This window comes from Microbacterium sp. USHLN186, assembly GCF_037145155.1.
In the GTDB taxonomy this organism is placed as follows: domain Bacteria; phylum Actinomycetota; class Actinomycetes; order Actinomycetales; family Microbacteriaceae; genus Microbacterium.
In genome coordinates this window covers 460863-485393 of record NZ_JBBCYA010000002.1, presented here as the reverse complement: position 1 = coordinate 485393, position 24531 = coordinate 460863, and the positions used below count along the sequence as shown (strand labels likewise).

The following is a 24531-nucleotide window of genomic DNA, read 5'->3' as shown; positions in this document are numbered from 1 at the left end:
GATCACGTCGGCGGGATATCCGGCGGTGAGCAACGCTTCCTCCGAATCCCAGCGAGCATCGGCGCTGACGTACCTCTGCCTGGTCGCACCATCGCACACGTGGACGGCAAGCCGGCATTCGTCCCCCAGCTGGCCCTGCTTCCCTGGGAGCACTCCCCCGCTTGATTCAAACAAGTGGTTGACATGGTTGACATCCCGGCGCAGACTGGTCTCAGTAGGCGTGGAAGCTGTGAACTCACCTACTCCGCCCTCAGGAAGAGGAGGCGCTACGCATGGCTAACTTCAGCGGCGCGGACGTTCAATCTCTGCGCGAGCAACTCGGCACCGGAATGGTCGAGACGAAGAGGGCACTTGAGGAAGCGGGCGGAGACGTCGATTCGGCTGTGGAGATCCTGAGAAGGGCGGGCTTTACTACCGGGAACGTGGACAAGGGGGACATGATCACCCTCTATCCGGGGCACTCCAGCCAGCAGCAGCAGGAACAAGCTGCTCGCAAGATCGGCGAGGAGGTCACGTCTCAGTTACTTCGGCAGGCTGCCAGTGGTGCGAACCTCATGGCGCTCGGGCCCCTCAAAGAATTGGCCCGCGACATAGTCGCCCGCCTTCCCCTCGCCCAGAACCCCTGGTCTGACATCGTCGGCCCCTGCTATACGAGCGGTGCCCTGCAACGTGAGCTCGGAATCACGCGCGCGGCAGTGTCCCGCGCGGTCGGCGAGAACCGTCTGCTGCGGGTGACGACTTCTGACGGCGTGAACCTCTACCCCGCCTTCCAGGTGCACGCCGGCGCTGTCGTGCCCGGTCTCGGCCGAGTCCTCCGCGCGCTCAGCGGCGGTACGAACAGCACGTGGACCTGGGCACAGTGGCTCAACGCCACCATCATGGACGAGAACGGTGACCCTCTCCCCCGCAACATCGAGCGCCTCATCAGCGGGCACGTCGACGACGTCGTCCGCGACGCGCAGCATGACGCGGCGGTCTGGGCCGCATGAGCGCAGTCCAACACCCGCCAGCGCCCCACCTCGATCTGTCGCAGTTCCCGGACTCCACCGTACGCGCCGGGCAGGAGGTGTATCGGGCCCATGGGTCCACCCGAAGCGCGTGGTGGTTCGACAACGGAACCGCCGGCAGGTTCAATCTGCGCGGGCACCGGGGAAGCTGCTGCACGGCGACGACAGTGGACACTGCGGTGCGAGAGCGCGTTCGCGAGCATGTGAGCCAGACCGGGATGGTGGACCCCGTGTTCGCGTCGGAGTTCGTCGTCTCCAGAGCTAGCGCACCACTTCCCCATCGGTGCGCCGCCGTCAGCCACACCGAAGCCGCCCGCCACGACATCGTTCGAGAACTGGTCACCATGCATGACTACACGGTCCCCCAGGCGTGGGCGGCCGCTTTCGATGAGTCCGGCTTCGACGGCGTCTTCTACGCCAGTGCCTTCACAACCGGTGAGGCCAGTGCGTACGCGCTCTTCGGGGACGCCGGCGCTCCCGACGCTGAGGCAGGATACGCAGAGACAATGCACCTCAGCGGCACCGAAGCGTGTGAACAGCTCGGATGGATTGTGGCTCTTCCCTCCTCGCGAGGGATGATTGTCATCGAGTAACCCTTCGCGCGGACGAAGTCCGGGTATGAGCGATTTCGCTCGCATATGAGGGTGAATCGCGTAGAACATGCACGGAGTGAAGGATGTAGCTTTACAAGCTGACCTAAGGTGCATTCTCGGCTTATTTGCTTCGGGTGTGGTCCGCGGTGTCCGGTTCTGCACGCAGCACGTCGGCGATCTCCTCCTCGGGGCGCGGTGCAATCGTCTCGTCTTGCTCGATCTCCGGAACGCTCGCCTCGCCCGGCGCGGGAACGTGCGCCGGCGCCGGCTCGTCGCCCGTGTGCTCGTCGTCATTCATGGCTGATCCTTCCGTTCGGATGATCACACCCTACGTGCGTCCACCTGCGCCACGGCGATGAGATGCGCGCTCATGTCGCGGATGCCCGGAACGGATGCCGCGGCGCGCGCCACCGTGAGCGACGCGTCGATGAGCTCAGCGCTGGCGCCGGCCACGGATTCCAACAGCCCGCCGGCGGGCCCTTCCACGCCCACGACCTCCAGCAGCCGCAGCCCGGCTGCGCTCACCTCCTCCCCCAGTTCTTCCGCAGTGTGGAAATGGCCAGCAGGAAACCGCAGGCCCGCCGGCGGTGTGCCGTGCGCGGTCAGTGCCGTCCACTCCGCCGGGTACGGCTCGGGCACGGGCCGCCCGAGAGTGGCCATGCCGAAGGCGATGTAACGGGACAGTCCGGCGGCGAAGACGAAACCGCCTGGTGCGACGACCCGAGCCGCTTCCCGCAGCGCCTGCAGCCGGTCGTCGCGGGAGGACAGATGGTAGAGCGGTCCGAGCATCAGAGCACCGTCGAACACGTCATCCGGGAACGGCACCTCGCGAGCATCCGCGACCTGCGCGTGCAGACCGTCCGACCGGGCCTGCTCGACGTGCCGGGGCACCGGGTCGATCATCTGCACGTCGAAGCCGTCGCGCTGCAGTGCCCGTGCGTGGATTCCCGAGCCGCCGCCGATGTCGACCACGCGACCGGGCGCGAGACGCGCGCGCACGATCTCCTGCGTGCGCAGGAACTCCACCGGGCCTTGTGGGGAACGCGTCGTCAAGCGCGCGTGCTCGTCGAACACCTCGGCGTAGTACGACTGGATACGCGCGTCGATGGCTTCCTGCTGCGTCATGCGACGTACTCCGCGAGGTGCTCCCCCGTCAGCGTCGACTTCGACCGCACCAGCTCGGCGGGCGTCCCCTCGAAGACGACGCGACCGCCGTCGTGACCGGCACCCGGTCCGATGTCGATGATCCAGTCCGCACGGGCCATGACGGCCTGATGGTGCTCGATGACGATCACCGTCCGGCCGGCATCCACCAGTCGGTCCAGCAGACCCAGCAGGTTCTCGACGTCGGCGAGGTGCAGACCGGTGGTCGGCTCGTCGAGCACGTACACGTCGGCCGTCTCCCCCATCTGGATGGCGAGCTTCAGCCGCTGGCGCTCACCGCCCGACAGCGTCGTCAGCGGCTGACCGAGCGTCAGGTACCCCAGTCCGACGTCCGCCATGCGCGACAGGATCGACACGGCGGCAGGGATCCTCGTCTCCGGTGCCGCGAAGAACGTCAGCGCCTCGGCGACGGGCAGATCGAGCACCTGGGTGATGTCGAGCCCGCCCAGCCGGTACTCCAGCACCGCCGGCTGGAAGCGCTTGCCCCCGCAGTCCTCGCAGGGCGTCTCGATCGTGTCCATGAAGCCGAGCTCGGTGACGATGACCCCTGACCCCTTGCACGTCGGGCAGGCGCCCTCGCTGTTGGCACTGAACAGCGCCGGCTTCACCCCATTGGCCTTGGCGAACGCCTTGCGGATCGGCTCGAGCAGGCCGGTGTAGGTCGCGGGATTGCTGCGCCGCGACCCTTTGATCGCCGTCTGATCGATCGCGACGACGCCCTCGCGCGGCGCGATCGAACCGTGCACGAGTGAGCTCTTGCCCGACCCGGCGACGCCCGTGACCACGGTGAGCACCCCGGTCGGCACATCCACGTCGACATCATGGAGGTTGTTCGTGTCGGCTCCGCGCACCTCGATGACCCCGGTTCGCTCGCGCACGGCATCCTCCAGCGCGACGCGGTCGTGCAGGTGGCGACCGGTGAGCGTGTCGCTGGCGGTGAGCTCGTCGAGCGTCCCCTCGAAGCAGATCTCGCCCCCGCCGCTGCCGGCTCCCGGGCCGAGATCGACGATGCGATCGGCGATCGCGATCGTCTCGGGCTTGTGCTCGACGACGAGCACAGTGTTGCCCTTGTCGCGCAGCTGCAGCAGCAGCGCGTTCATCCGCTGGATGTCGTGCGGATGCAGTCCGATCGTCGGCTCATCGAAGACGTACGTGACGTCGGTGAGCGATGAGCCGAGGTGCCGCAGCAGCTTGATCCGCTGCGCCTCTCCCCCGCTCACCGTGCCCGACGGACGCTCGAGGCTGAGATACCCCAGCCCCAGCGAGACGAATGCGTCGAGGTTCGCCCGCAGACCGTCCAGCAACGGCCCGGCGCCCGGCAACTGCAGCGCCCGCACCCACTCGGCGAGGTCGGTGATCTGCATGCGGCACACGTCGGCGATGCTGCGCCCGTCGATCTTCGAAGATCGCGCCCCCTCGGTGAGCCGCGTCCCGTCGCACTCCGGGCAGGTCTGGAACGTCGCGACGCGCTCCACGAACGCGCGGATGTGCGGCTGCAGCGCGTCGAGGTCCTTCGAGAGCATCGACTTCGTGATCTTCGGGATCAGGCCCTCGTAGGTCATGTTGATGCCCGAGATCTTGACCTTCGTGACCTCTCCGTAGAGGAACATGTGCCGCTGCTTCTCGGTGAACGACGAGATGGGCTTGTCGGCGGGATAGAACCCCGACTGCGAGAAGCCCTTCACCATCCAGCCATCCGCCGTGTACCCGGGCACCATGATGGCGCCCTCGTCGAGCGACTTCGACTCGTCGACGACCCGGCTCAGGTCGATGTCCGACACCACTCCCCTGCCCTCGCACCGCGGGCACATGCCGCCGAGGTAGACGGCGTCCTTGACGATCTTCTTCTCGCCCTTCGGGCCCGTCATGACCCCGCTGGCCTTCTGGGTCGGAATGTTGAACGAGAAGGCGGTCGGGCCGCCGATGTGCGGGTCGCCGAACTTGGCGAAGAGGATGCGCAGCATCGCGTTGGCATCCGTTACCGTGCCCACCGTCGATCGCGGGTTCGCGCCCAGCCGCTCCTGATCGACGATGATGGCCGTCGTCAGCCCCTCCAGCACATCCACGTCGGGCCGGGGCACGGAGGGCATGAACCCCTGCACGAACGCGCTGTAGGTCTCATCGATCATTCGGCGAGACTCCGCCGCGATGGTGTCGAAGACCAGTGAGCTCTTACCCGATCCCGACACGCCGGTGAAGACGGTCAGACGGCGCTTGGGCAGGATGACCGAGACGTCCTTGAGGTTGTTCTCGCGCGCGCCCTCCACGCGGATGACGTCGTGGTTGTCGGCGGGATGGCTCTGCGACACGGTGCTCCTTCAGCTGCGTGGGTCGATGACGACGGGATGCCCGGATGCCGTCACGCGGCGGCCTGATCGATGCGGACGAAGTTACCGGCCGGATCGCGGAATGCGCAGTCGCGCACGCCGTAGGGCTGATCGATGGGCTCCTGCACCACGTCCGCTCCCCTGGCCTCGATCTCGGCGAAGGCGGCATCCACATCATCGGTGGTCAGCACCACTCCACCCCAGCTGCCCTTCGCCATCAGTTCGAGGATCGTCCGGCGCTCGTCCTCGGTGATGCCGGGATCCACCGCGGGCGGGGTGAGCACGATGGCGGTGTCGGGCTGGTTCGGCGGCCCGACGGTGATCCAGCGCATGTCGTCGTAGCCGACGTCCTTGCGCACCTCGAAGCCGAGCACGTCGCGGTAGAAGGCCAGCGAGGCCTCGGGGTCGACGTGCGGGAGGAAGCTGACGCTGATCGTGATGTCCATGGCTGCGACGCTACTCACCGCGCCTCGGACGCGCTTCTCGATTCCTGATCGGTCTGGTGGCCTGCTTCTCGAGCCACGAGGGGATCCCGGGCCCCAGCCCGGGGTCGCGGCGGTAGCCGCTGGGCGAGACTCCCACCAGCTCACGAAAGCGCGTGCTGAACGTCCCCAGTGACGAGAACCCGACGGCGAAGCACGCTTCGGTGACGCTCACGTCCCCGCGACGCAGGAGCGCCATCGCCCGCTCGATGCGCCGAGTCATGAGGTAGGAGTACGGCGACTCCCCGAACACCTGGCGGAAGCGCCGGCTGAGGTGCCCGGCCGACATGTGCTCGCCATGCGCGAGAGTCTCGACGTCCAGTGCAAGCGCGTACTCGCGGTCGATCCGATCGCGTACCCGGCGCAGCCTCACCAGCTCGTCGAGCCGATACTGCTCGTCGTCCACTCCGGCCACACACCGATCCTGGCATCCGATAGCGTGTGCGCGTAGCCTCCGCACCCGAAAGGACCCTCATGAGCGACTTCCGCTACGCCGAGACCGGCTTCCTGCGCGCCGTGCGGGTCTTCCTGCGCATCGCCGGCGCCGTCACTCTGGCCGCGGGCCTGGTGCTGCTGATCTGGCCCGCCAAGTCGGCCGTGATCGTCACCGGCATCTTCGCCAGCTACCTCGTCATCAGCGGCCTGGTGTACCTGGCCCTCGCGGTGTTCACCGGCCGCGGCGGCGGCTGGGTCCGCGCCGGACACACCGTGCTGGGCCTGCTGTTCATCGCCGCGGGCGTGGTCGCATTCGCCAACCTCGCTGCGGCCACGGTGACGCTGGCGATCATTGTCGCGATCTTCATCGGCGCAAGCTGGATCGCTGACGGCTTCGTGGCGCTGAGCCTGCGCGGGCACTCCCGCTCGCGCCGATGGACGCTGCTCTACGCGATCCTCGCGATCGTGGCCGGCATCGCCGTGCTGCTCTCGCCGCTGTACGCGGCGACGCTGCTGTGGCTGCTGCTGGGCGTCTCGCTCGTGGTCCTCGGCGCCCTGCAGCTGGTCCGTTCGTTCACCCTGCAGGAGGAGCAGTTCGCCGATCCCACCGATCTCGGGATCTGAGCCCCGCCCTCACTCCGCGGCGAAGTCGGAGGTGTCGCCGACCAGGCGGGTGTTGTCGGCGGGCACGGGCTCGACGGCCGCCTTTGCCACCTCCGCGGCGAACTCGGAGACGTTGTACAGCTTGCCCGCTGACTCACGACGGCCGGCGATCGCACCCGGGTTGGCGCGCTCGAGCAGCGTCGCGGTGATGGTGCCCTCGATCATGTCGCCCGACACGACGGTGAAGCCGATGCCCTTCTCGGCGAGACCGGGGATGAGCTCGCGCAGCGCATCCTCGCCGGCACGCTTCGAGCGTGCGACCGGCTCGTACTCGGGCATCGTGGGCGTCGTGCGGATGAAGTGCGCCTGGTGGCTGGTCACGAACACCACCCGCGCGCCGTCCTCGAGAAGCGGCTCTGCGGTCTGCAGCACATTCACCTGCGCGTCGCGGTTGAGGGTGAGCGCGTAGTCCTCCGCCATGCCCGACTCCATGCCGCCGGAGGCATTGAGCACCAGCACGTCGAGACGACCGAACTCCGAGCGCACCTGGTCCAACATCGCCGCCACCGAAGCCGGGTCGGTGAGGTCGGCGCCGACCACGAGCGCACGGCGGCCGAGGGCACGCAATTCGTTGGCGAGCTTCTCCGCCCGCGGCGCCTTGTTGCGGAAATTGATGACCACATCCGCGCCGGCTTCGGCGAAGTAGCGGACGGTGTCGGCGCCGATCCCGCGCGACGATCCGGTGACGAGCGCCACCTTGCCGTCCAGGGATCCGGCGGGCAGGACCTGAGTCATTTCGGCTCCTCTAGATGCGGGGGAAGATCGCGCGAACGGCGACATCCCACCCTACAACGGCGCTTGCGCCGGCCGAGGAGACCGCGTGGTAGGTTGACGCCAGGAGGGCGCATGGACGGGTTTGCGACGTTCTTGACGGATGTCGGGCAGTGGGCGTGGATCGCGTGGTTGGTGCTGATCGCGATCTTCCTGGTGATCGAGATGCTCACGCTCGACTTCACTTTCCTGATGCTGTCCTTCGGCGGTCTCGTCGGCCTCGTCGGCGGCCTGCTCGGCCTGCCGTGGTGGGCGCAGCTGATCGTCGCTGCCGTCGCCGCGGCGCTGTTCATCTTCTTCCTTCGGCCCCCGCTGCTGCACCGGCTGCGCCGTGGCGAGGATCCCGCGAAGTCCAACGTCGACGCGCTGATGGGTCTGCGCGGCACCGCCCTGCTGGACATCACCCAGGTCACCGGGCAGGTGAAGCTGAGCAATGGCGACATCTGGACGGCTCGCAGCGTCGACGGACTGCCCATCCTCGCGGGCACCCGCATCGCCGTCGCCGACATCAGCGGCGCCACCGCCATCGTCCGTCCCGTCACCGAATAAGGAGAATGATGAACGACTCCTCGTTCATTCCGACCGCCATCGCATGGATCCTGGCCGCCGCGGTCATCATCTTCGTGCTGGTCACGATCGCCCGCTCGATCCGGATCATCCCGCAGGCCACGGCCGGTGTGGTCGAGCGGCTCGGTCGGTACCACAAGACGCTCCAGCCCGGCCTGAACCTGCTGGTGCCATTCATCGACCGGCTGCGTCCGCTGATCGACATGCGCGAGCAGGTCGTCTCCTTCCCGCCGCAGCCGGTGATCACCGAGGACAACCTGGTGGTCTCCATCGACACCGTGGTCTACTTCCAGGTGACCGATGCGCGGGCCGCGACCTACGAGATCGCCAATTACCTGGGCGCTGTCGAGCAGCTCACCACGACCACGCTGCGCAATGTCGTGGGTGGGCTGAACCTCGAAGAGGCGCTGACCAGCCGCGACGAGATCAACGGTCAGCTGCGCGTCGTGCTCGACGAGGCCACCGGCAAGTGGGGCATCCGCGTCTCCCGCGTCGAGCTGAAGGCGATCGACCCGCCCGTCTCCATCCAGGACTCCATGGAGAAGCAGATGCGCGCCGAGCGTGAGCGCCGCGCCACCATCCTCACCGCCGAGGGGTCGAAGCAGTCGCAGATCCTCGAGGCCGAAGGACAGCGCCAAGCTGCGATCCTCAAGGCGGAGGGTGACAAGCAGGCGGCCGTGCTGCGCGCACAGGGCGAGGCGGAGGCGATCCAGAACGTCTTCAGCGCCATCCACCAGGGCCGCCCGGACGACAAGCTGCTCGCGTACCAGTACCTGCAGATGCTTCCGAAGATCAGCGAGAGCGAGTCCAGCAAGCTGTGGATCATCCCCAGCGAGCTGACCGAGGCACTCAAGGGCATCGGCTCCGCCTTCACACCGCGCCCGGATGCCACGGGCGAGACGCACGGGGGCGTGTGACCCACCCGTTCTTCGCCGGCGCCCGCCACCCGCGCGTCCTCGCCCACCGCGGCTGGCTGCCGGCGACGGAGGAACCCAGCGTCTGGGAGAACACCGCCGCGTCGTTCGCCGCCGCTCACGCCGCCGGCGCGGAGTACATCGAAACCGACTGCCGTCTCACCGCCGACGGCGAGGTGGTGCTGTTCCACGATGAGACGATGCAGCGCCTGACCGGCGACCCTCGCCCCATCTCGGAGGTGCGCCATCGTGAGCTCGAGCGGATATTCGCCGATCACGGCGGGCTGCTCAGCGTCGCCGCAGCGCTCGACGCCTTCCCCGAGACGCGCTTCAACATCGACGTGAAGACCGCCGAGGCAGCGGCACCCCTGGGTGCACTCGTCGCCGCCCACACCGAGCGGGTGCTGGTGACGAGCTTCTCCGACCGCGACCGCCGTGCTGCGCTGCAGGCGACGGCAGCCGCAGGCGCGACCATGCCCCCGGCCACCTCCGGTGGGCGGTCGGTGATCGCCCGGCTGCGCGCGGCCACTGCCGTCGGCCTCTCCCCCGCCGGCGCGCTGCGCGACGTGGATGCCGTGCAGATCCCGGTCAGTCACCGCGGCATCCGTCTGTTCACCCCCGCGCTCGTGCGGGCCGCGCACCGCCTCGACGTCGAAGTGCATGTGTGGACGGTCAACGACCCTGCCGAGATGCGCAGGCTGGTCGAGGCGGGCGCAGACGGGATCGTGACAGACCGCACCGAACTCGCACTCGATGCGCTGAACTGATCCCTGCGACGGCGCCGGCCTCCTTATCCGCGACGCAGGGTGCCCTGGGATTCGCCTGTGAGTTCGCGTGCCAGGGCGTGCGCGTGGATGAAGCGCACAGGCGCGAGCGTTATACCTGACACCGACGAGAGGACCACACAATGGCAGATCGCAGCCTTCGCGGCATCCGGCTGGGTGCCCAGAGCCTTCAGAGCGAGGAGGGCGTCGTCTTCATGGAGCGGCGCGCCACCTCGTACCGGTGTGACACGTGCGGCCAGGAGACCACTCTGATGTTCGCGGCCGATGCCGAGGCACCGCAGACGTGGGAGTGCCGCCACTGCGGCGCCGAAGCGGTGCTGCAGGTCGACGGTGCGTCGGTCAAGGTCGAGGAGAACGACGAGAAGGCGGGACGCACGCACTGGGACATGCTCCTCGAGCGTCGCACCCGCGAGGAGCTCGAGGAGCTCCTCGCCGAACGCCTCGCCTACGTCCGCGCCCGCCGAGGCGCCGGCGAAGACCCGAATCGAGCGCGAATCGCCTGATTCAACCCCGTCGCCGCGACAGCAGTCCGGCGGCGACCAGAAGAGGTACTGAACCCAGCATCCCCAGTTGGATCCAGGGCCCCAGCACGACCCCCGCCGTGAGGCCGGAACGCAGCTCGACATCCTCGAGAAGCGCTCCGGCCTCATCTGCGTCCAGCGACGATACGGTGGTCCCGTCGGGGCGGATGATCTGGCTGGTGCCGACGGTCGAGACGTTCACGACGCTGCGTCCCGTCTCGATGGCGCGCATGCGCGCGAATGCCAGCTGCTGCAGGTTCTCCGCCGTGCCACGGAAATCGGCGTTGTTCGTCTGGAACACCAGCACCTGCGCGCCCGCGTGCACGCTCTCGCGGATCACCTCGTCGTAGATCACGTCGAAGCAGATCGCCAGCCCCACGCGCACGCCGTCGACGTCGACCCACGGCGGGTTGGTTCCCGGGGTGTACTCCCTGCCGAGCAGGCCGATGAGATCCGGTGCGAGTGCGTAGTAGAAGTCGCGATCGGGTACGTACTCGCCGAACGGCACCGGATGGCGCTTGTCGTGCAGCTGCGATGCCGTGCCGTCGGCGGTCCACAGGAACGAGGTGTTATAGATGTCCGACCCGCGCTCGGTCGCAGTGTTCGCCAGCAGCGAGGCACCCACCTGGGACACGATGCGCGTCAGCCGCCGGTCGGTCGCCCAGTCCTGGAACGGGTCGTAGTCCACTCCCCCCTCCGGCCAAACCAGGAGATCCACATCCTCGCCGACGAGCGGCTCGGTCGCGTCGAGCTGCGCGGTGATGACCGAGTACGCCTCCCGCTCATCGAAGTAGCCCGTGGGCCCGTCGCCCTGCACCGCGGCGATGCGCATGGCCCCGCTGGGTGCCGTTGGGAACAGCGGCGTGACCAGCAGCACCAGCAGCGTGGCCGCGGCGGCGATGAGCGGAGCCCGCCCCCGTGTGACGCTGCCGACGGCCACGCAGCGGGAAGCACGCATACCGGCGAGCACGAGGAAGGCGGCCTCGACGAGCAGCGCCACGACGGCGACGATCGCGAAGCTGAGGCCGCTGACACCGACCCACGAGGCGACAGCGGCGAACGGCCCCTGCGACTGCGACATGCCCAGCCGCGCCCACGGGAAGCCGCCGTAGGGCCAGTTGCCGAGGAACAGCTCGTGCACGGTCCACAGCGCGGCGACCGTCAGCGGCAGCACGAGCACCCGGGCGCGCGGCCATGCGCGCGGCACCCAGCGATACGCCAGCGCGATCGGCACCAGGGCGATGGCCGTCAGCATCCCCTCGACCACCGTCAACGCGAGCCACGGCACTGGTCCCAGATAGCGGGCGGTGAACGACACCTGCAGGCTGAAGAACACCAGCCCGTACGCCGCGGCCACCGCCATGGCGCCGCCCATGCGGCGTCCCTTCAGCGCCGGCAGCAGCAGGGCGAGAGCGACGAACGACAGCGGCCACGCCGCGACCGCGGGGAACGCCGCGGCCATCAGCATCCCCGCCACCGCGGCCGTCGGCAGCGCCGCCCACACCGGCAGCGGGGCGTGCGTGAGGGCGCCGCGGTCAGTAGCGGGCATGCGTCATACCGCCGTGTAGACGACGATCCCCCGGCGCACGCCGTCCAGCGCCCGGCGTGCCGTGCGCGCGAGATCACCGTCCTCGGCGACGATCGAGAGCTGATCGAGCAGGTCGATCGTCTGCTTCGCCCAGCGCACGAAGTCGCCCGCCGCCATGTCGGCGTCGATGAGCACGCGGTCCAGCGAGCCGCCGCGGGCCCAGGCATGCATCGCCGCCGCCAGCCCTGGCGCCAGCGGTTCGGTGCGCGGCAGTGAGAACTCGTGCTCGAGTTCGTCGAGCTCGGCCCACAGGCGCATCGTCGCGTCGTATGCGAGCCGGAAGGCGCCGCGCGGCAGGCCGCGCTCGCCCATGTTCTGCTCGTCGCGTCGCGGCTCGTACACCAGACAGCTGGCCATCGCCGCGAGCGACGGGGCGTCCAGGGTGCGCCACAGTCCCTGCCGCAGCGATTCGGCGACGAGCAGGTCGCGCTCACCGTAGATGCGGCGCATCGTGCGGCCGGCATCCGTCAACGACAGCGCGTCACCCTCCCCCTCGAGGTAGCCGACGACCTGCAGCACGTCGATGACGCGGTCGAAGGTGCGCGCGACGGTGCCCGTGCGCGTCTCGATCTGCCGGCGGATGCGGTCGGTGTCCCGCTTCAGCGAGTAGTAGCGCTCGGCCCAGCGCGCGTGGGATTCCCGGTCGGGGCAGCCGTGGCATCCGTGCCGCTGCATCCGATTGCGCAGCGACTGTATCTTGCGCATGCGCTTCTCGCGCGCGACGCGCGGCCCCCCGGCGTCGCGGCGGTTCTTCTTCTCGAGGTCGCTGACCTCACGCCGCATCGCGGCGTACTCCAGGAAGTCGCCGTGCTCGCACTGCATCGCCGCCTGGTACCCCTCAAGCGACTCCTCGGCCGCGCGGACCTTGCGAGCCAGTCCCACCACTGCGCGATCGGCCTGGAACTGCGCGAACGAGGACTCCAGGATCTCGCGCGCGCGTGGACGCCCGAACCGGTCGATGAGGTTCACGGCCATGTTGTACGTCGGCCGGAAGCTGGAGTTCAGCGGGTACGTGCGACGGGATGCCAGCGCCGCGACGGCCTGCGGATCCATGCCCTCGGTCCATTGCACGACGGCGTGTCCCTCGACGTCGATCCCGCGGCGCCCGGCGCGGCCGGTGAGCTGCGTGTACTCTCCCGAGGTGATCGCGACGCGCGCCTCGCCGTTGAACTTCTCCATCTTCTCCAGCACGACGGTGCGCGCCGGCATGTTGATCCCCAGCGCGAGCGTCTCTGTGGCGAACACCGCCTTCACCAGCTTGCGCTGGAAGAGCTCCTCGACGACCTCCTTGAACGCCGGCAGCATGCCGGCGTGGTGGGCCGCCACCCCCCGTTCGAGGTCGTCGCGCCACTGCCAGAAGCCGAGGACATCGAGGTCCTCATCCTGCAGTGCCCGGGTGCGATCGTCGACGATCTCGCGGATGAGCGCGCGCTCCTCGGGCGTGGTGAGCCGCACCCCCGACCGCCGGACCTGCTGCACAGCGGCGTCGCAGCCGACGCGGCTGAAGATGAAGAAGATGGCCGGCAGCAGGCTGGCGCGCTCGAGCAGGCGCACCACCTCGGGCCGGTCCATCCGCTCGACGCGAGGCATGTTCGCCGCGCGCACCGGGCGTCTGCCGCCGCGCGAGGGTCGCTGCATCTGACGGCCGGCGTGGCGACCGCTGCTGTACTCCTGCGCGCGACGGTTGCTGTCGTAGCGGGAGCCGGTGAACGAGCGGATGCGCAGCAGCTCCTGGTTGACCGCGGCGGTGGCGATGCCCGCGCGCTCGTCGAACAGCGGCAGCAGATCGTCGCGCACCAGGACGTGCTGCTCGAGCGGTACCGGACGCGTCTCGGACACGATGACGTCGGTGTCGCCGCGCACGGTGTCGAGCCAGTCCCCGAACTCCTCGGCGTTCGAGACGGTCGCGCTGAGCGAGACCAGCCGGACCTCCGGCGAGAGGTGCAGGATGACCTCCTCCCACACCGGGCCGCGGAAGCGATCGGCGAGGTAGTGCACCTCGTCCATCACGACGAACCGCAGCCCGCGCAGCGCGTCGGAACCTGCGTAGAGCATGTTGCGCAGCACTTCGGTGGTCATCACCACGATGCGGGCGTTGCCGTTGATGTTCGTGTCGCCGGTGAGCAGCCCCACCTCGTCGGGGCCGTACACGTCGACCAGCTCGCGGAACTTCTGATTCGACAGCGCCTTCATCGGCGTCGTGTAGAACGCCTTGTCGCCGGCGGTCTGCATCGCCAGGTGGATCGCGAACTCGCCCACGATGGTCTTGCCCGCGCCGGTGGGCGCGGCCACGAGCACGCTGCGGCCGCTCTCCAGCGCGTAGCAGGCGTCGATCTGGAAGGGATCGAGCTCGAAGCGCTGGCGCGCCGCGAAGGCCAGCGTCTGCGGATGCTCGCTGGCGGCTCGCGCGGCCGCGTAGCGATCTGCGGGCGAGCTCATGCGGCCGGCAGATCCGGATCGAGGCCCTCGGCGATACGGCGCCGGTGCTTGCGCCGGTCGAAGAACATCGAGAGGAACGCGGCGATGAAGTACAGCACGATCAGGATGCCGGCGAGCAGCAGCATCGAGCCGATGTCGGCCGCGGGCGTGGCCACGGCGGCGAAGAGCGCTGCCACGAGAACCGCGATCCGCCATGCTCGGAGCATGGCCTTGCCCGTCACGATGCCGGCGAGGTTCAGCGCGACCATGAACACGGGCAGAACGAACGAGACCCCGATCACGAGCACGAACTTCAGGATGAAGTCGTAGTAGTAGTCGGAATCGAGGAAGTTCTTGCCGACTTCGGGCACGAAGCTCGACATGACCTCGATGACGTGCGGGGCCACCATCACTGCGACGTAGCCGCCGGCGAAGAAGAGCGGGACCGCGGCGGCGACGAAGGCGATCGTGTACTTGATCTCCTTCCGCGTCAGACCGGGCATCACGAAGGCCCAGATCTGCCAGAGCCAGACCGGAGCGGACAGGAGCAGCCCGATGGAGAGCGCCATGCGGATGCGCAGGTTGAATCCGGACGAGATCTTGGTGAACATCAGCTCGGCGAACTCCGCACCGCGCTGCTGGTTGATCGTGTCGATCGGCAGGGTCATGAACGCGATCACGGAGTCGGTCACGATGAACGCGACGACCATCCCGACCGCGAGGCCGATCACGGCGATGATCAGACGTCGACGAGCCTCACGCAGATGGTCTCCGAGCGACATCCGTCGATCGTGCCGACTCTCGGATTGCGCGTCGACGTTCAGCTCGGTCACGGCCTATGAGGCGCGGGGTGGCGTGTCCTGATCGGCAGGACGGTCGACCCCGGGTGCAGCGGTGCCGGACGACGAGGCAGGAGCGCCCGGAGCAGGCGCATCCGGAGTCGCGTCGTCCTCCTTCATCGCCTTCATCTCGCCCTTGAACACCCGAGCGGACTGGCCGAGGCTCTTCGCCAGCGCCGGCAGCTTCGCCGCGCCGAACAGAAGAAGGATGATGATCAGGATGATCCACAGGTGCGGGCCTGCGAAGAGATTGCCCATGGAAGTGCTCCTCTGATGGGTCGGATGCGGTTCAGTCTACCTACACATCCACTGCGTCGGTCGCTGCGTAGAGGTCGAGTCCCGCCGCTGCCCACTCCCGGGTGGTGTCGCGCGCGAGAGGTGGATGGAGCACCTCGAGGGCACCGCCGAACCGTGCCGCGATGCGCTTGATCCCGCGAGGGTCGGCCATGCGGATGCGCAGGGTCACCTGCCCGCCGTATCGGTCGATCTCCTCCTGGGGGAACGAGCCGATCAGCGACGCCATCCGCTCGGGCACGCGCACGGTCACCTCGCCGGCAGCGGCATCGTCAGCGCCGACCTCCGCCGGCACCGTGGCATCAGCGTGCGTGATGGCGATGTCGGTGAGAGCCGGGTCGCTGACCCGGTCGAGGTGGAACGTCCGGGTGGCGGTGCGCAGGTGGCACCACCCCTGCAGGTACCACTGGCCGTCGTCGATGCGGATCTGCATCGGGTCGACGGTGCGTGTCGTCGGTGCGGCATCCGGAGCCTGGTACTGGAAGGTGACCGCCACACCCTCCTGCAGCGCGCGGGAGACGACCTCCTGCACCTCACTCACCGCGGGCGGCGCGACGACCAGGGCCGGCGGCGCGTCGGCGGCGCCGCGCGCGAGCTTCGCCATCAGGCCGGCGACCAGTCCGGACTCGGCCACCGCGGGCACCGAGGCGACCATCTGCAGACCGGTCAGCAGGGCGGCAGCCTCCCTCGCCGTCAGCCGCGGCACGCGGCGCAGCGCGACGTCGTTGGTGATCTCGATGATGTCGTGCTCTTCGAGCAGCCCCCAGTCGATGTCGAACATCTCCTGCGGCAGCTGCCAGTAGCCGGAGTCCCCGGGCAGGCCGATGACGGTGAGCTTCTCGACCATGGCGCGCAGCTCTGCCGGGGTGACGCCGAAGTCCGCGGCGGCCTCGTCGACGGTGACCTGGCCGCGCTCGAGGAGGTAGGGCACGAGGGTCAGATACAGCCGCACGCGGTCGGCGGCGAGCAGCGGAGCCGGCGAGGGAGTCATCCGCGGTCCTCTTTCCCCTCGTGACGGGCGACCACCGCACGCAGCCGCTCGACGACTGCGTCGCGCAGTGCCGTCGGGGCGACGACGCGCACCTCCGGTCCGTAGCTCGCCAGTTCGTCCGCGAAGATGTGCAGGTCGACGTACGGCACGGCGATACCCTGCGTCTGCGGCTGCGCGCGGCGGCGCAGCCGCAGAGCGGCCTCGGTGCCCGGGGTGACCTCGAGCTGCGCCTGCTGGGCGGCGGCCAGCCCGTGCAACCCGGTCAGCGCCCGCTCGGCCGCGCCCTGACGCAGCGCCACGTCGAAGCTCTGCCGGGTGACCTTCACGTCGCCGACGATCCTGCTGAGCAGGAAGGTGCGCTCGGCATCCGCATCGAGGTCGATGCCGAACAGGTGCCACCGAGCCTCGTACTCCACCTGGGCGAGCGGGCGCACGCGGCGACGGGTGGGGGTGCGCTCTCCTGGCTTGAGGTAGTCGAACACCACGACCCGGCATCGTTCGATGCCCTCCTGAAGCGCGGGGAAGGCCGCATCGCGGGCGGCGAGACGCGGTGCGAAGCCGATGATCGGCTCATCTCCGTCGATGCCGAGGGCTCGGATCTTGCGCACCCCGGAGAGCGCGTCCATCGAAACGGACTCGGTGCTCCAGACGCTGCCGGCCAGGCGCAGCACGGCGAGCTCGCCGGGTGTGAAGTCGATGTCGGCGGGCAGGTCGTACTCGGCCTGCGGGATGCGGTAGCGCGCCTCGCGGAGGTCGTGCGGGTCGGTCGGGTCGCCGATGGTCTCGATGGGAACGCCGAGCGAGCGCAGCTCGTCCTTGTCGCGCTCGAACATCTTCTCGAGCGCGTCGGGCTTGACGCCGGCGTCGACGCGTTGACGGTACCCCGAGACGTTCTCGAGGATCTGCTGCTTGGTGAGCCCGATCTCCGTGGCCATGAGCGCCACGACGAGATTCGTCAGGCGCTCCTCGGCGGGGATCTGGGCGGGCGTCACTGCTGCGTCAGCTCATCGGGGATGACACCGAGCACGTCGACCACGTACACCGTCGCGTCGTCGCCCGCCTCGTCGGGCACGACGACCATGAGCTGCGAGCCGATGCGCGCCTTCGACACCGCGTCGGCGACCTCCTCGGGCAGTCCGTTGACTCCCGTGACCGAGCCGTCCCATGAGGTGCGCTGGACACTGCGGTCGTTCCAGCCTACGGAGGTCGAGTGGATGAGGGCGACGCTGTCGCCGACCTTCTCGTGCTCGCCGCGCAGGAGTGCCTGGGTGACGGCCTTCTTCGGTGCCGCGACGTCGGGCACGATCACGCCGGGGCGCCCGTCCGGTGCCCGCACGACGGAGGGCAGGCCGGAGGCGTCGTTGAACACGGGTGCACCGTCGGCCTGGGACAGGGCGACATAGCGCACGTCGTAGACCGCGAGCAGGTGGTCCTTCGCGCCCAACCCGATCTGCGAGGCCGCTCCCTCCGGAAGCTCGCTCGAGGGGATCGAGACGACGATGCGGCTGCCCTCGGTCGCGCATGCGAGAGCCTCATCGACTCCGGGAAGTTCGGCTGCCGCCGAGTCCGGGCTCCACAGCCCGAGCTGCGCATCGACGGTGGCGCCGGTGCGTCCGTCCACGAGCACCCGAGTGAGGATCGCGCTCTGGTCGGATTCTGCGATCCGGTCGCCGTCGCCGCGGATGACGTCGGCGTAGGTGACCTCTCCCGTGCGCAGCGGAGTGTCGAGGCTCACCCGCGGCGAGCCGAACTCGCCGGAGACGTCGGCCAGGAGCTCGAGCGCCTCCGAGCTGTCGCGGTGGCAGGGCGCGCCGTCGAATGTCGGCGCGGCGGCCGAGCAGCCGGTCAGGGCGAGGACGGAGAGGCTGAGGGCCGAGAGGGCAGCGGTCGATCTACGCACGCGCTCCAGTCTATTGCGATGCCTGCTCCGCGTCGCGCGAGGCCGCGGCCACCCGCGCGCCGCCGGCTGCCTTCTGCGCCTCCCGCACCCGCTTGCGCAGGTTCTTGTCGGTGATCTCGCGATCGCCGACGGCCCCCGGCGTCCACAGCTCGACATCCTCGTCGCCGTAGCTCGACTTGGACGCGCGACGACGCACCTCCGGCGGGACCGCACCCGGTGCGAGCCGGCGCGCGGTGAGCAGGAAGCCGGTGTGCGCGACCATGCGATGATCGGGCCGCACGGCCAGCCCCTCGACGTGCCAGCCGCGCACCATCGTCTCGGAGGCCTCCGGCTCGGTGAACAGCCCGGTGCCGCGCAGGAACTCCGCCACGCGCGACAGCTGAGTCGCCGTGGCGATGTAGCAGATCACCACTCCACCCGGGGTGAGCGCTTCAGCGACAGCCTCGATGCACTCCCAGGGTGCGAGCATGTCGAGCACGACCCGATCGACGCTGCCCGCCGCGTGATGCGCGCCGAGCTCGGTGGCCAGGTCGCCGACGACGACCTGCCAGGTGTCCGGAGTCTCGCCGAAGAACGTCTCGACGTTCGCCCTGGCCACCTCCGCGAAGTCCTCACGGCGCTCGAAGGAGGTCAGGGTGCCTTCCGCGCCGATCGCGCGGAGCAGCGCGAGCGAGAGCGCTCCCGAGCCGACTCCGGCCTCGACGACGACAGCCCCGGGGAAGATGTCCGCCTGCATGACGATCTGCGCAGCGTCCTTGGGGTACACGATGGCCGCCCCGCGCGGCATCGACATGGCGAAGTCGCGCAGCAGCGGACGAAGTGCCAGATAGTCGTGACCCGAGCTGTTGGTGACGACAGAGCCGTCCGGCTGCCCGATGAGATCGGCGTGACGGAGCACCCCGTGATGCGTGTGCAGTTCACCGTCGGCGCGCAAAGTGACGGTGTGCAGTCTGCCCTTCGGCCCCGTCAGCTGCACCCGGTCGCCCTCGCGGAACGGTCCGCTGGGTCGTGCCGCACTCATCGTGTGCCCTGCTTCGCGAGGCGGGCGTGCAGGTCGGCGAGGTCGGCGGTCGTGCGCCCCGCCAGGGTCGGCCACAGCTCGTCGGCCCCGCATCCATCCAGCGCGACGATGTGCGGCACGCCGAGAATGACGGCTCCGGATGCCGCTCCCGCGGCCACCCCTGTCGGGGAGTCCTCGATGACCACCGCGTCCGCGATGTCCACCTCGAGCAGCGCCGCCCCGGTCAAGTACGGGTCGGGGTAGGGCTTGGGCCGTGTGACCTCGTCGCCGCCGATGATGACGTCGAAGGCGGTGAAGTCGATCAGCTCGACCACGTCGAGGGCCATGCGCCGCATCGACATGGTCACCAGTGCGGTCGGCACGCCATTGGCGCGCAGGTCGGCGAGCAGCTCGCGGGCACCGGGACGGAAGGGTACCCCGCGCGTACGCAGCATCGCCGCGACCCGATCGGTCATCAGATCGACGATCTCCTGCGGCTGCATGTCGACTCCGGCCTGCTGCAGCACTTTGCCGCTCTCGAGCAGGCTGTTCCCGACGAGCTGCAGCGCGTCGTCATGGCTCCAGGTGCCGCCGAAGGACTCGACCAGTTCGGTCTCGACCTCCATCCAGTACGGTTCGGTGTCGACGAGGGTGCCGTCCATGTCCCACAGGACCGCTCCGGGCTTGATGCTCATTGCACCCATGCTAGCCGGGTCGCCGCGCCTCGTCGGCGGCGGAGGTCTAGCCTGGAGGGACACTTCGGCGCGACCCGGAAGGAGACCGATGGACGTCCTCGGCTCTCGCATCATCATCGCCGCGTTCGACGGCTGGAACGACGCCGGCGAAGCGGCCAGCGGGGCCATCGCGAGTCTGCGCGCTGCCGGCGGCTACGAAGCCGTGCACTCGGTGGATCCCGAGCTCTACTTCGATTACCAGTACACGCGCCCCTCCAGCCGCCTGGACGCGACCGGGCGGCGCGAGCTGCATTGGCCCGAAGCGACCCTGTGGCGCCCGACCACGCCGACCGACGGGCCCGAGCTGTGGCTGCTGAGCGGATCGGAGCCTGCCCGCGCATGGCAGGCCTTCGTCAGCGAGTTCGTCGACGTCGCCCTGCGCGACGACGTGTCGGGGCTCATCACGATCGGCGCGATGCTCTCGGATGTGCCGCACACCCGGCCGATCTCGGTGTTCGCCTCCAGCCAGGATGACCGGGTCCGCGAGACGCACGGGCTTGACAAGTCCACCTACGAGGGGCCCGTCGGCATCCTCAGCGTCTTCGATCACTTCTTCAGCCGTGCCGAGATCCCCTCTGCGAGCCTGTGGGCGAGCGTGCCGCACTACGTGGCATCCGCCGCTCCCTCGCCCAAGGCGACTCTGGCGCTGCTCGACCGTCTCGAGGAGCTGATCGGGGTGGGCCCGGCGCGTGAGCACCTGCGCACCGAGGCGGCGGCGTGGGAGGCGTCGATCGACGCGGCCGCGGCCGAGGACGAGGAGATGGCGGACTACATCCGCCAGCTCGAGCGCACGCGCGACACCTGGGACTCCCCGGACGCGTCGGGCGACGCGATCGCCCAGGCGTTCGAGCGCTACCTGCGCCGCCGCGGCGACGGATTCGACAAGCGCTGACCCGCCTCAGACCGCGGGGATGACTCCGGTCGCGAGCAGCACGATGATCACGGCGCCGAGCAGCACGCGATAGACGACGAACGGCAGGAAGCTGCGCTTCGAGATCCAGCTCATGAAGAAGGCGATCACCCCGAGCGCAACCACGAAGGCCAGCCCCGTCGCGGCGAACGTCTCACCGAGCCCGAAGTGCTGGTTCGGGTCATCCCAGTGCTTGACCAGCTGGTAGAAGCCGCTGCCGAAGACCGCCGGGATCGCGAGCAGGAAGGCGTAGCGGGCTGCCGCCGCTCGTTCGTACCCCAGGAACAGGCCCATGGTGATCGTGCCGCCCGAGCGCGACACCCCGGGCACGAGCGCGAGCGCCTGGGCGAGGCCGAACGCGATGCCGTGCGGGTAGGTGAGCTGGTCGAGCCGGCGGCGCTTGGCTCCGACGTAGTCGGCGATGCCGAGCAGCACGCCGAAGACGATGAGCATGATCGCCACCACCCACAGCGAACGCAGCACGGTCTCGATGGAGTCCTGGAAGAGCAGGCCGAGCACGACGATCGGGATGCTGCCGAGGATGATCAGCCAGCCCATCCGCGCGTCCGGATCGTTGCGCGGAACCTTGCCGACGAGCGAACGGAACCACTGCCCGATGATGCGTACGATGTCGCGCCAGAAGAAGACCACCACGGCCGCCTCTGTGCCGATCTGGGTGATCGCGGTGAAGGCCGCTCCCGGATCCTCGCCCGAGGGCAGGAACGTGCCGAGGATGCGCAGGTGCGCGCTGGAGGAGATGGGCAGGAACTCGGTGAGTCCCTGGACGACGCCGAGGATGAGGGCTTCGAGCAGGTTCATGCAGCGCTTTCGGGAAGGCGGGGCGGATGCCGATCAGCACCGGCGCAGGAAGTCGGCCAGCACCTGCTGACCGAAGACAAGCGATTCTACGGGCACGCGCTCATCGACCCCGTGGAACATCCCGGTGAAGTCGAGATCGGCCGGCAGCCGCAACGGCGCGAAGCCGTATCCGGTGATGCCGATAGAGGCCAGCGCCTTGTTGTCCGTGCCGGCACCGAGCAGGTACGGGATCACCGGCACGCCGGGGTCGTGGCGGCCGATGGCGGCGACCATGTCATCGACGAGGACGCCTGCGAAGGGCGTCTCCATGCCGATGTCTCGCACTACGATCTGGATCTCGATGTCATCGCCGACGATCCGCTGCAGTTCGGCGAGGACGTCATCCTCGGTGCCGGGGATGACCCGGACGTCGATCAGTGCCTGCGCCGTCTCCGGGATGACGTTGTGCTTGTACCCGGCGGTCAGCGCAGTGGGATTCGCGGTGGTGCGGAACGTGGAGCGCAGGAAGGCCGCGGCGGGACCGGCCGCGGCGGCGAGGGCGTCCGGTTCGTCACCAGGGCGACCCGTCAGGGCGCCGAGACCGGCGAGCAGGGCCTCGGTGGTCGGCGTCAGCCGGATGGGCCATCGGGTGCGGCCGATCGCGGCGACCGCCTCGGCGAGTCGGGTGACGGCGTTGTCGTCGTGGTGGCGGCTGCCGTGACCGGCGCGCCCCTTCGCCACCAGGCGCAGCCACAGCAGCGCCTTCTCCCCCACCTGCAGCAGGTAGGCGCGGCGGTCATCGATGCTGATCGAGTATCCGCCGACTTCGCTGATCGCCTCGGTGGCACCCGTGAACCACTCCGGGCGGTCCTTCACGACCAGTGCGGAGCCCTCGATGCCACCGTTCTCCTCATCTGCGAAGAAGACCAGGATGAGGTCCCGCTCGGGCTGCTCCCCCGCGCGCAGGATGTCGGCGACGGCGGTGAGGATCATCGCGTCCATGTTCTTCATATCGACCGCGCCGCGACCCCAAAGCATCCCGTCGCGCACCACGCCCTCGAAGGGATCGACGCTCCAGTCCTCCGCCATCGCCGGCACGACGTCGAGGTGGCCGTGCACGACGAGGGCCGGACGTTGCGGATCACGACCGGGCACGCGGGCCATCACGTTCGTGCGACGCGGGACGGGTTCGTAGTACTGCGGCTCGAGTCCCAGATCCTGCAGGTAGGCGCCGACGTACTCGGCCGCCTCGCGCTCGCCGTGCGCGCTGCCGCCACCGAAGTTCGAGGTGTCGATGCGGATCAGGTCGCGGGCGATGCGGGCGACCTCGGGCAGCGCAGTGTCGGGCATGCCCTCAGGCTACCCAACCCCCATGCCACGCCCGGGCGTCACCCTGGTTCGAAGCGGCTCGCATGGCGTGCTAGAGTCGATCTTCGTTCGGCAACGAACAGTTCATCACCTGCGCGGGTGGCGGAATAGGTAGACGCGCTAGCTTGAGGTGCTAGTGCCCGCATAGGGCGTGGGGGTTCAAGTCCCCCCTCGCGCACGAAACGGCCCCGGATCATCGATCCGGGGCCTTCTTCGTCTAACGGCAGTTCTCGTCTCTTCCGATGTCGGTCTCCGTCTCCGTCACCGCCGGCGTCGCCATGCGCGCAGCCAGCGGCCGGGCGGGAACTCCGCCGGCCAGTGCACGAACACCGTCCGGAAGCCACGGGCGATGCGTCGCAGCAGACCACGCCCACTGAAGAAGGGGCGCATCGAGATGCCCATCGGTCGTCCTGACAGGCGGCCGATGCGGCCACGTCGACCGATATGGAACGAGAGGTCGAGATCATCGTGGATCTCAGGGTCGTGACGGTGCACCTCGTCCCGCACGCGACGCCAGGCAAGCGCGGTGAAGGCCATGTTGGAGCCGAACAGTGGCCGTTGACCGAGCGCGGCGCCGGAGGCCAGCGTGTACGCGCGCAGGTACAGGGCGGCAGTGCCTCGCAGGAGTCGTGGGCCGTCCACGAAGACGGCGCCTCCGGTCACGGCATCCGGTGCGTCGGGCACACGTAAAGCGGCTACGACGTCCTTCACCCAGGTGGGCGGGGGGACGCAGTCCGCGTCGAGTCGGAGGATCAGATCGCCGGTGGCGGCGTCGTAGCCGGTGGCGGCGGCCGGTGCGATGCCCACCTGCGGGCAGGTCAGCACGCGCGCTCCTGCCGACGCGGCGATCGCCGCCGACGCGTCCGAGGACGCATTGTCGACGACGATCACCTCGTCCGGCGGCGTGAGCTGGGAGTCCAGCGCCTGCAGACAGCGAGCGAGCAGCGCCGCGTCATCGCGTACCGGGATGACGACCGAGACGCGCACGCCTGCGTCAGGCGTCGACGTCGCCGCGCCAGGCGCCGGTCTCGGTGCCTCGGCTCTCGATGTACTTCTTGAAGTTGTCGAGGTCCTTCTTCACGGCGTGCGACCCGGCACCGACGAGGGATCCGACCTTCTCGAGCAGACCCTCGGGCTCCCAGTCGATCTGCACGGTGACACGGGTGCTCGCGTCGGTGAGCTTGTGGAAGGTGACGACGCCGGCGTGCGCGGTCTCGCCGCCGATGCTGCGCCATGCCACCCGCTCGTCCGGGTGCTGCTCGGTGATCTCGGCGTCGAACTCGCGCTCGGCGCCGCCGACGTTCACGACCCAGTGGTTGTGCGTGTCATCGATCTGCGTGATCGAGACCACCTCCTCGAGGAAGTGGGGAAAGCTCTCGAACTGCGTCCACTGGTTGTAGGCGGCGGTGACGGGGACATCCACATCGACGGTCTCGATGATCTGGGCCATGTTCTTCAACTC

General features: G+C 69.0%; 27 protein-coding genes and 1 tRNA gene. 9 read left to right on the top strand and 19 right to left on the bottom strand.

Annotation, left to right across the window (positions count from 1 at the left end; all coding sequences use genetic code 11):
* Window positions 1-272: 272 nt before the first annotated feature.
* Together WFG93_RS06390 and WFG93_RS06385 are read left to right on the top strand one after the other, a co-directional pair.
* Complete coding sequence (locus WFG93_RS06390; protein ID WP_336645482.1) at window positions 273-989, top strand: hypothetical protein; 717 nt, start codon at window positions 273-275, stop codon at window positions 987-989.
* Entirely contained in the window at window positions 986-1600 is a 615-nt protein-coding gene (locus tag WFG93_RS06385; protein WP_336645481.1) for an RES family NAD+ phosphorylase, read from the top strand. Before WFG93_RS06390 ends, WFG93_RS06385 begins: the two co-directional genes overlap by 4 nt.
* Window positions 1601-1721: 121 nt before the next feature.
* On the opposite strand, the gene WFG93_RS06380 is transcribed toward WFG93_RS06385, so the two are convergent.
* The 5 genes from WFG93_RS06380 to WFG93_RS06360 are packed head-to-tail and all read right to left on the bottom strand — an operon-like array spanning window position 1722 to window position 5988.
* A complete protein-coding gene (locus tag WFG93_RS06380) occupies window positions 1722-1898 on the bottom strand; it encodes a hypothetical protein (RefSeq protein WP_336645480.1) in 177 nt (58 codons plus the stop codon).
* A gap of 23 nt (window positions 1899-1921) precedes the next feature.
* Window positions 1922-2725 (bottom strand): class I SAM-dependent methyltransferase, encoded by an 804-nt coding sequence (locus tag WFG93_RS06375; RefSeq protein ID WP_336645479.1) that lies wholly within the window; start codon window positions 2723-2725, stop codon window positions 1922-1924.
* The gene (locus WFG93_RS06370) at window positions 2722-5073 is read right to left on the bottom strand and encodes an excinuclease ABC subunit UvrA (protein WP_336645478.1); all 2352 of its coding nucleotides are present in this window, start codon (window positions 5071-5073) and stop codon (window positions 2722-2724) included. The genes WFG93_RS06375 and WFG93_RS06370 overlap by 4 nt, the downstream gene beginning before the upstream one ends.
* Before the next feature lie 50 nt (window positions 5074-5123).
* Entirely contained in the window at window positions 5124-5537 is a 414-nt protein-coding gene (locus tag WFG93_RS06365) for a VOC family protein (protein WP_336645477.1), read from the bottom strand.
* Between the two features lie 10 nt (window positions 5538-5547).
* Complete coding sequence (locus WFG93_RS06360; protein WP_336645476.1) at window positions 5548-5988, bottom strand: helix-turn-helix transcriptional regulator; 441 nt, start codon at window positions 5986-5988, stop codon at window positions 5548-5550.
* 59 nt (window positions 5989-6047) lie between these two features.
* Between WFG93_RS06360 and WFG93_RS06355 the strand changes: the two genes are divergently transcribed.
* The gene (locus tag WFG93_RS06355) at window positions 6048-6632 is read left to right on the top strand and encodes an HdeD family acid-resistance protein (protein ID WP_336645475.1); all 585 of its coding nucleotides are present in this window, start codon (window positions 6048-6050) and stop codon (window positions 6630-6632) included.
* A 9-nt stretch (window positions 6633-6641) separates the two neighbouring features.
* Here WFG93_RS06355 and WFG93_RS06350 read toward each other — a convergent pair whose 3' ends face one another.
* A complete protein-coding gene (locus WFG93_RS06350) occupies window positions 6642-7406 on the bottom strand; it encodes an SDR family oxidoreductase (RefSeq protein WP_336645474.1) in 765 nt (254 codons plus the stop codon).
* A 111-nt stretch (window positions 7407-7517) separates the two neighbouring features.
* On the opposite strand from WFG93_RS06350, the gene WFG93_RS06345 reads away from it, so the two are divergent.
* From WFG93_RS06345 to WFG93_RS06330, 4 genes are all read left to right on the top strand, one after another.
* Window positions 7518-7991, top strand: a complete 474-nt coding sequence (locus tag WFG93_RS06345) for an NfeD family protein (protein ID WP_336645473.1) — start codon at window positions 7518-7520, stop codon at window positions 7989-7991.
* Between the two features lie 8 nt (window positions 7992-7999).
* Complete coding sequence (locus tag WFG93_RS06340) at window positions 8000-8926, top strand: SPFH domain-containing protein (protein ID WP_336645472.1); 927 nt, start codon at window positions 8000-8002, stop codon at window positions 8924-8926.
* Entirely contained in the window at window positions 8923-9690 is a 768-nt protein-coding gene (locus WFG93_RS06335; RefSeq protein ID WP_336645471.1) for a glycerophosphodiester phosphodiesterase family protein, read from the top strand. Before WFG93_RS06340 ends, WFG93_RS06335 begins: the two co-directional genes overlap by 4 nt.
* 140 nt (window positions 9691-9830) lie before the next feature.
* Complete coding sequence (locus WFG93_RS06330) at window positions 9831-10211, top strand: RNA polymerase-binding protein RbpA (protein WP_336645470.1); 381 nt, start codon at window positions 9831-9833, stop codon at window positions 10209-10211.
* A 1-nt stretch (window position 10212) separates the two neighbouring features.
* On the opposite strand, the gene lnt is transcribed toward WFG93_RS06330, so the two are convergent.
* From lnt to WFG93_RS06285, 9 genes are read right to left on the bottom strand one after another with little or no spacing between them, the layout of a single operon-like run.
* Window positions 10213-11778, bottom strand: coding sequence for an apolipoprotein N-acyltransferase (gene lnt / locus WFG93_RS06325; RefSeq protein WP_336645469.1), 1566 nt, complete (start codon window positions 11776-11778; stop codon window positions 10213-10215).
* 3 nt (window positions 11779-11781) lie between these two features.
* The gene (locus WFG93_RS06320) at window positions 11782-14256 is read right to left on the bottom strand and encodes a DEAD/DEAH box helicase (RefSeq protein ID WP_336645468.1); all 2475 of its coding nucleotides are present in this window, start codon (window positions 14254-14256) and stop codon (window positions 11782-11784) included.
* Window positions 14253-15017, bottom strand: coding sequence for a twin-arginine translocase subunit TatC (gene tatC / locus WFG93_RS06315; RefSeq protein ID WP_336645467.1), 765 nt, complete (start codon window positions 15015-15017; stop codon window positions 14253-14255). Before tatC ends, WFG93_RS06320 begins: the two co-directional genes overlap by 4 nt.
* Before the next feature lie 54 nt (window positions 15018-15071).
* A complete protein-coding gene (gene tatA / locus WFG93_RS06310; RefSeq protein WP_336645466.1) occupies window positions 15072-15332 on the bottom strand; it encodes a twin-arginine translocase TatA/TatE family subunit in 261 nt (86 codons plus the stop codon).
* Between the two features lie 40 nt (window positions 15333-15372).
* Window positions 15373-16359: a helix-turn-helix transcriptional regulator gene (locus tag WFG93_RS06305; protein ID WP_336645465.1), complete on the bottom strand. Its 987-nt coding sequence runs from the start codon at window positions 16357-16359 to the stop codon at window positions 15373-15375.
* Window positions 16356-17294, bottom strand: coding sequence for a helix-turn-helix transcriptional regulator (locus WFG93_RS06300; RefSeq protein WP_336645709.1), 939 nt, complete (start codon window positions 17292-17294; stop codon window positions 16356-16358). The genes WFG93_RS06305 and WFG93_RS06300 overlap by 4 nt, the downstream gene beginning before the upstream one ends.
* Window positions 17295-17347: 53 nt before the next feature.
* The gene (locus WFG93_RS06295) at window positions 17348-18259 is read right to left on the bottom strand and encodes a hypothetical protein (protein WP_336645464.1); all 912 of its coding nucleotides are present in this window, start codon (window positions 18257-18259) and stop codon (window positions 17348-17350) included.
* Window positions 18260-18269: 10 nt separating this feature from the next.
* Window positions 18270-19280 (bottom strand): tRNA (adenine-N1)-methyltransferase, encoded by a 1011-nt coding sequence (locus WFG93_RS06290; protein ID WP_336645463.1) that lies wholly within the window; start codon window positions 19278-19280, stop codon window positions 18270-18272.
* Window positions 19277-19954, bottom strand: coding sequence for an HAD family hydrolase (locus WFG93_RS06285; RefSeq protein ID WP_336645462.1), 678 nt, complete (start codon window positions 19952-19954; stop codon window positions 19277-19279). Before WFG93_RS06285 ends, WFG93_RS06290 begins: the two co-directional genes overlap by 4 nt.
* Before the next feature lie 88 nt (window positions 19955-20042).
* Between WFG93_RS06285 and WFG93_RS06280 the strand changes: the two genes are divergently transcribed.
* A complete protein-coding gene (locus tag WFG93_RS06280) occupies window positions 20043-20885 on the top strand; it encodes a PAC2 family protein (protein ID WP_336645461.1) in 843 nt (280 codons plus the stop codon).
* Between the two features lie 6 nt (window positions 20886-20891).
* On the opposite strand, the gene WFG93_RS06275 is transcribed toward WFG93_RS06280, so the two are convergent.
* Complete coding sequence (locus WFG93_RS06275; RefSeq protein WP_336645460.1) at window positions 20892-21722, bottom strand: undecaprenyl-diphosphate phosphatase; 831 nt, start codon at window positions 21720-21722, stop codon at window positions 20892-20894.
* Window positions 21723-21755: 33 nt separating this feature from the next.
* Entirely contained in the window at window positions 21756-23051 is a 1296-nt protein-coding gene (locus WFG93_RS06270) for a M20/M25/M40 family metallo-hydrolase (protein WP_336645459.1), read from the bottom strand.
* Window positions 23052-23162: 111 nt separating this feature from the next.
* On the opposite strand from WFG93_RS06270, the gene WFG93_RS06265 reads away from it, so the two are divergent.
* A tRNA-Leu gene (locus WFG93_RS06265) sits at window positions 23163-23247 on the top strand.
* Between the two features lie 83 nt (window positions 23248-23330).
* Here WFG93_RS06265 and WFG93_RS06260 read toward each other — a convergent pair.
* A complete protein-coding gene (locus tag WFG93_RS06260) occupies window positions 23331-24056 on the bottom strand; it encodes a glycosyltransferase family A protein (protein WP_336645458.1) in 726 nt (241 codons plus the stop codon).
* Window positions 24057-24063: 7 nt separating this feature from the next.
* Complete coding sequence (locus WFG93_RS06255) at window positions 24064-24519, bottom strand: SRPBCC family protein (RefSeq protein ID WP_336645457.1); 456 nt, start codon at window positions 24517-24519, stop codon at window positions 24064-24066.
* Window positions 24520-24531: the final 12 nt, after the last annotated feature.

What these genes read in the sequence shown, in the direction of transcription:
- WFG93_RS06255 (WP_336645457.1), bottom strand. Translation starts at nt 24,519, where the DNA reads ATGGCCCAGATCATCGAGACCGTCGATGTGGATGTCCCCGTCACCGCC.
- WFG93_RS06345 (WP_336645473.1), top strand. Translation starts at nt 7,518, where the DNA reads ATGGACGGGTTTGCGACGTTCTTGACGGATGTCGGGCAGTGGGCGTGG.
- WFG93_RS06290 (WP_336645463.1), bottom strand. Translation starts at nt 19,280, where the DNA reads ATGAGTGCGGCACGACCCAGCGGACCGTTCCGCGAGGGCGACCGGGTG.
- WFG93_RS06270 (WP_336645459.1), bottom strand. Translation starts at nt 23,051, where the DNA reads ATGCCCGACACTGCGCTGCCCGAGGTCGCCCGCATCGCCCGCGACCTG.
- WFG93_RS06365 (WP_336645477.1), bottom strand. Translation starts at nt 5,537, where the DNA reads ATGGACATCACGATCAGCGTCAGCTTCCTCCCGCACGTCGACCCCGAG.
- WFG93_RS06285 (WP_336645462.1), bottom strand. Translation starts at nt 19,954, where the DNA reads ATGAGCATCAAGCCCGGAGCGGTCCTGTGGGACATGGACGGCACCCTC.
- WFG93_RS06380 (WP_336645480.1), bottom strand. Translation starts at nt 1,898, where the DNA reads ATGAATGACGACGAGCACACGGGCGACGAGCCGGCGCCGGCGCACGTT.
- WFG93_RS06320 (WP_336645468.1), bottom strand. Translation starts at nt 14,256, where the DNA reads ATGAGCTCGCCCGCAGATCGCTACGCGGCCGCGCGAGCCGCCAGCGAG.
- tatA (WP_336645466.1), bottom strand. Translation starts at nt 15,332, where the DNA reads ATGGGCAATCTCTTCGCAGGCCCGCACCTGTGGATCATCCTGATCATC.
- WFG93_RS06275 (WP_336645460.1), bottom strand. Translation starts at nt 21,722, where the DNA reads ATGAACCTGCTCGAAGCCCTCATCCTCGGCGTCGTCCAGGGACTCACC.
- WFG93_RS06375 (WP_336645479.1), bottom strand. Translation starts at nt 2,725, where the DNA reads ATGACGCAGCAGGAAGCCATCGACGCGCGTATCCAGTCGTACTACGCC.
- lnt (WP_336645469.1), bottom strand. Translation starts at nt 11,778, where the DNA reads ATGCCCGCTACTGACCGCGGCGCCCTCACGCACGCCCCGCTGCCGGTG.
- WFG93_RS06390 (WP_336645482.1), top strand. Translation starts at nt 273, where the DNA reads ATGGCTAACTTCAGCGGCGCGGACGTTCAATCTCTGCGCGAGCAACTC.
- WFG93_RS06385 (WP_336645481.1), top strand. Translation starts at nt 986, where the DNA reads ATGAGCGCAGTCCAACACCCGCCAGCGCCCCACCTCGATCTGTCGCAG.
- WFG93_RS06355 (WP_336645475.1), top strand. Translation starts at nt 6,048, where the DNA reads ATGAGCGACTTCCGCTACGCCGAGACCGGCTTCCTGCGCGCCGTGCGG.
- WFG93_RS06300 (WP_336645709.1), bottom strand. Translation starts at nt 17,294, where the DNA reads ATGGCCACGGAGATCGGGCTCACCAAGCAGCAGATCCTCGAGAACGTC.
- WFG93_RS06350 (WP_336645474.1), bottom strand. Translation starts at nt 7,406, where the DNA reads ATGACTCAGGTCCTGCCCGCCGGATCCCTGGACGGCAAGGTGGCGCTC.
- WFG93_RS06280 (WP_336645461.1), top strand. Translation starts at nt 20,043, where the DNA reads ATGGACGTCCTCGGCTCTCGCATCATCATCGCCGCGTTCGACGGCTGG.
- WFG93_RS06330 (WP_336645470.1), top strand. Translation starts at nt 9,831, where the DNA reads ATGGCAGATCGCAGCCTTCGCGGCATCCGGCTGGGTGCCCAGAGCCTT.
- WFG93_RS06305 (WP_336645465.1), bottom strand. Translation starts at nt 16,359, where the DNA reads ATGACTCCCTCGCCGGCTCCGCTGCTCGCCGCCGACCGCGTGCGGCTG.
- tatC (WP_336645467.1), bottom strand. Translation starts at nt 15,017, where the DNA reads ATGTCGCTCGGAGACCATCTGCGTGAGGCTCGTCGACGTCTGATCATC.
- WFG93_RS06340 (WP_336645472.1), top strand. Translation starts at nt 8,000, where the DNA reads ATGAACGACTCCTCGTTCATTCCGACCGCCATCGCATGGATCCTGGCC.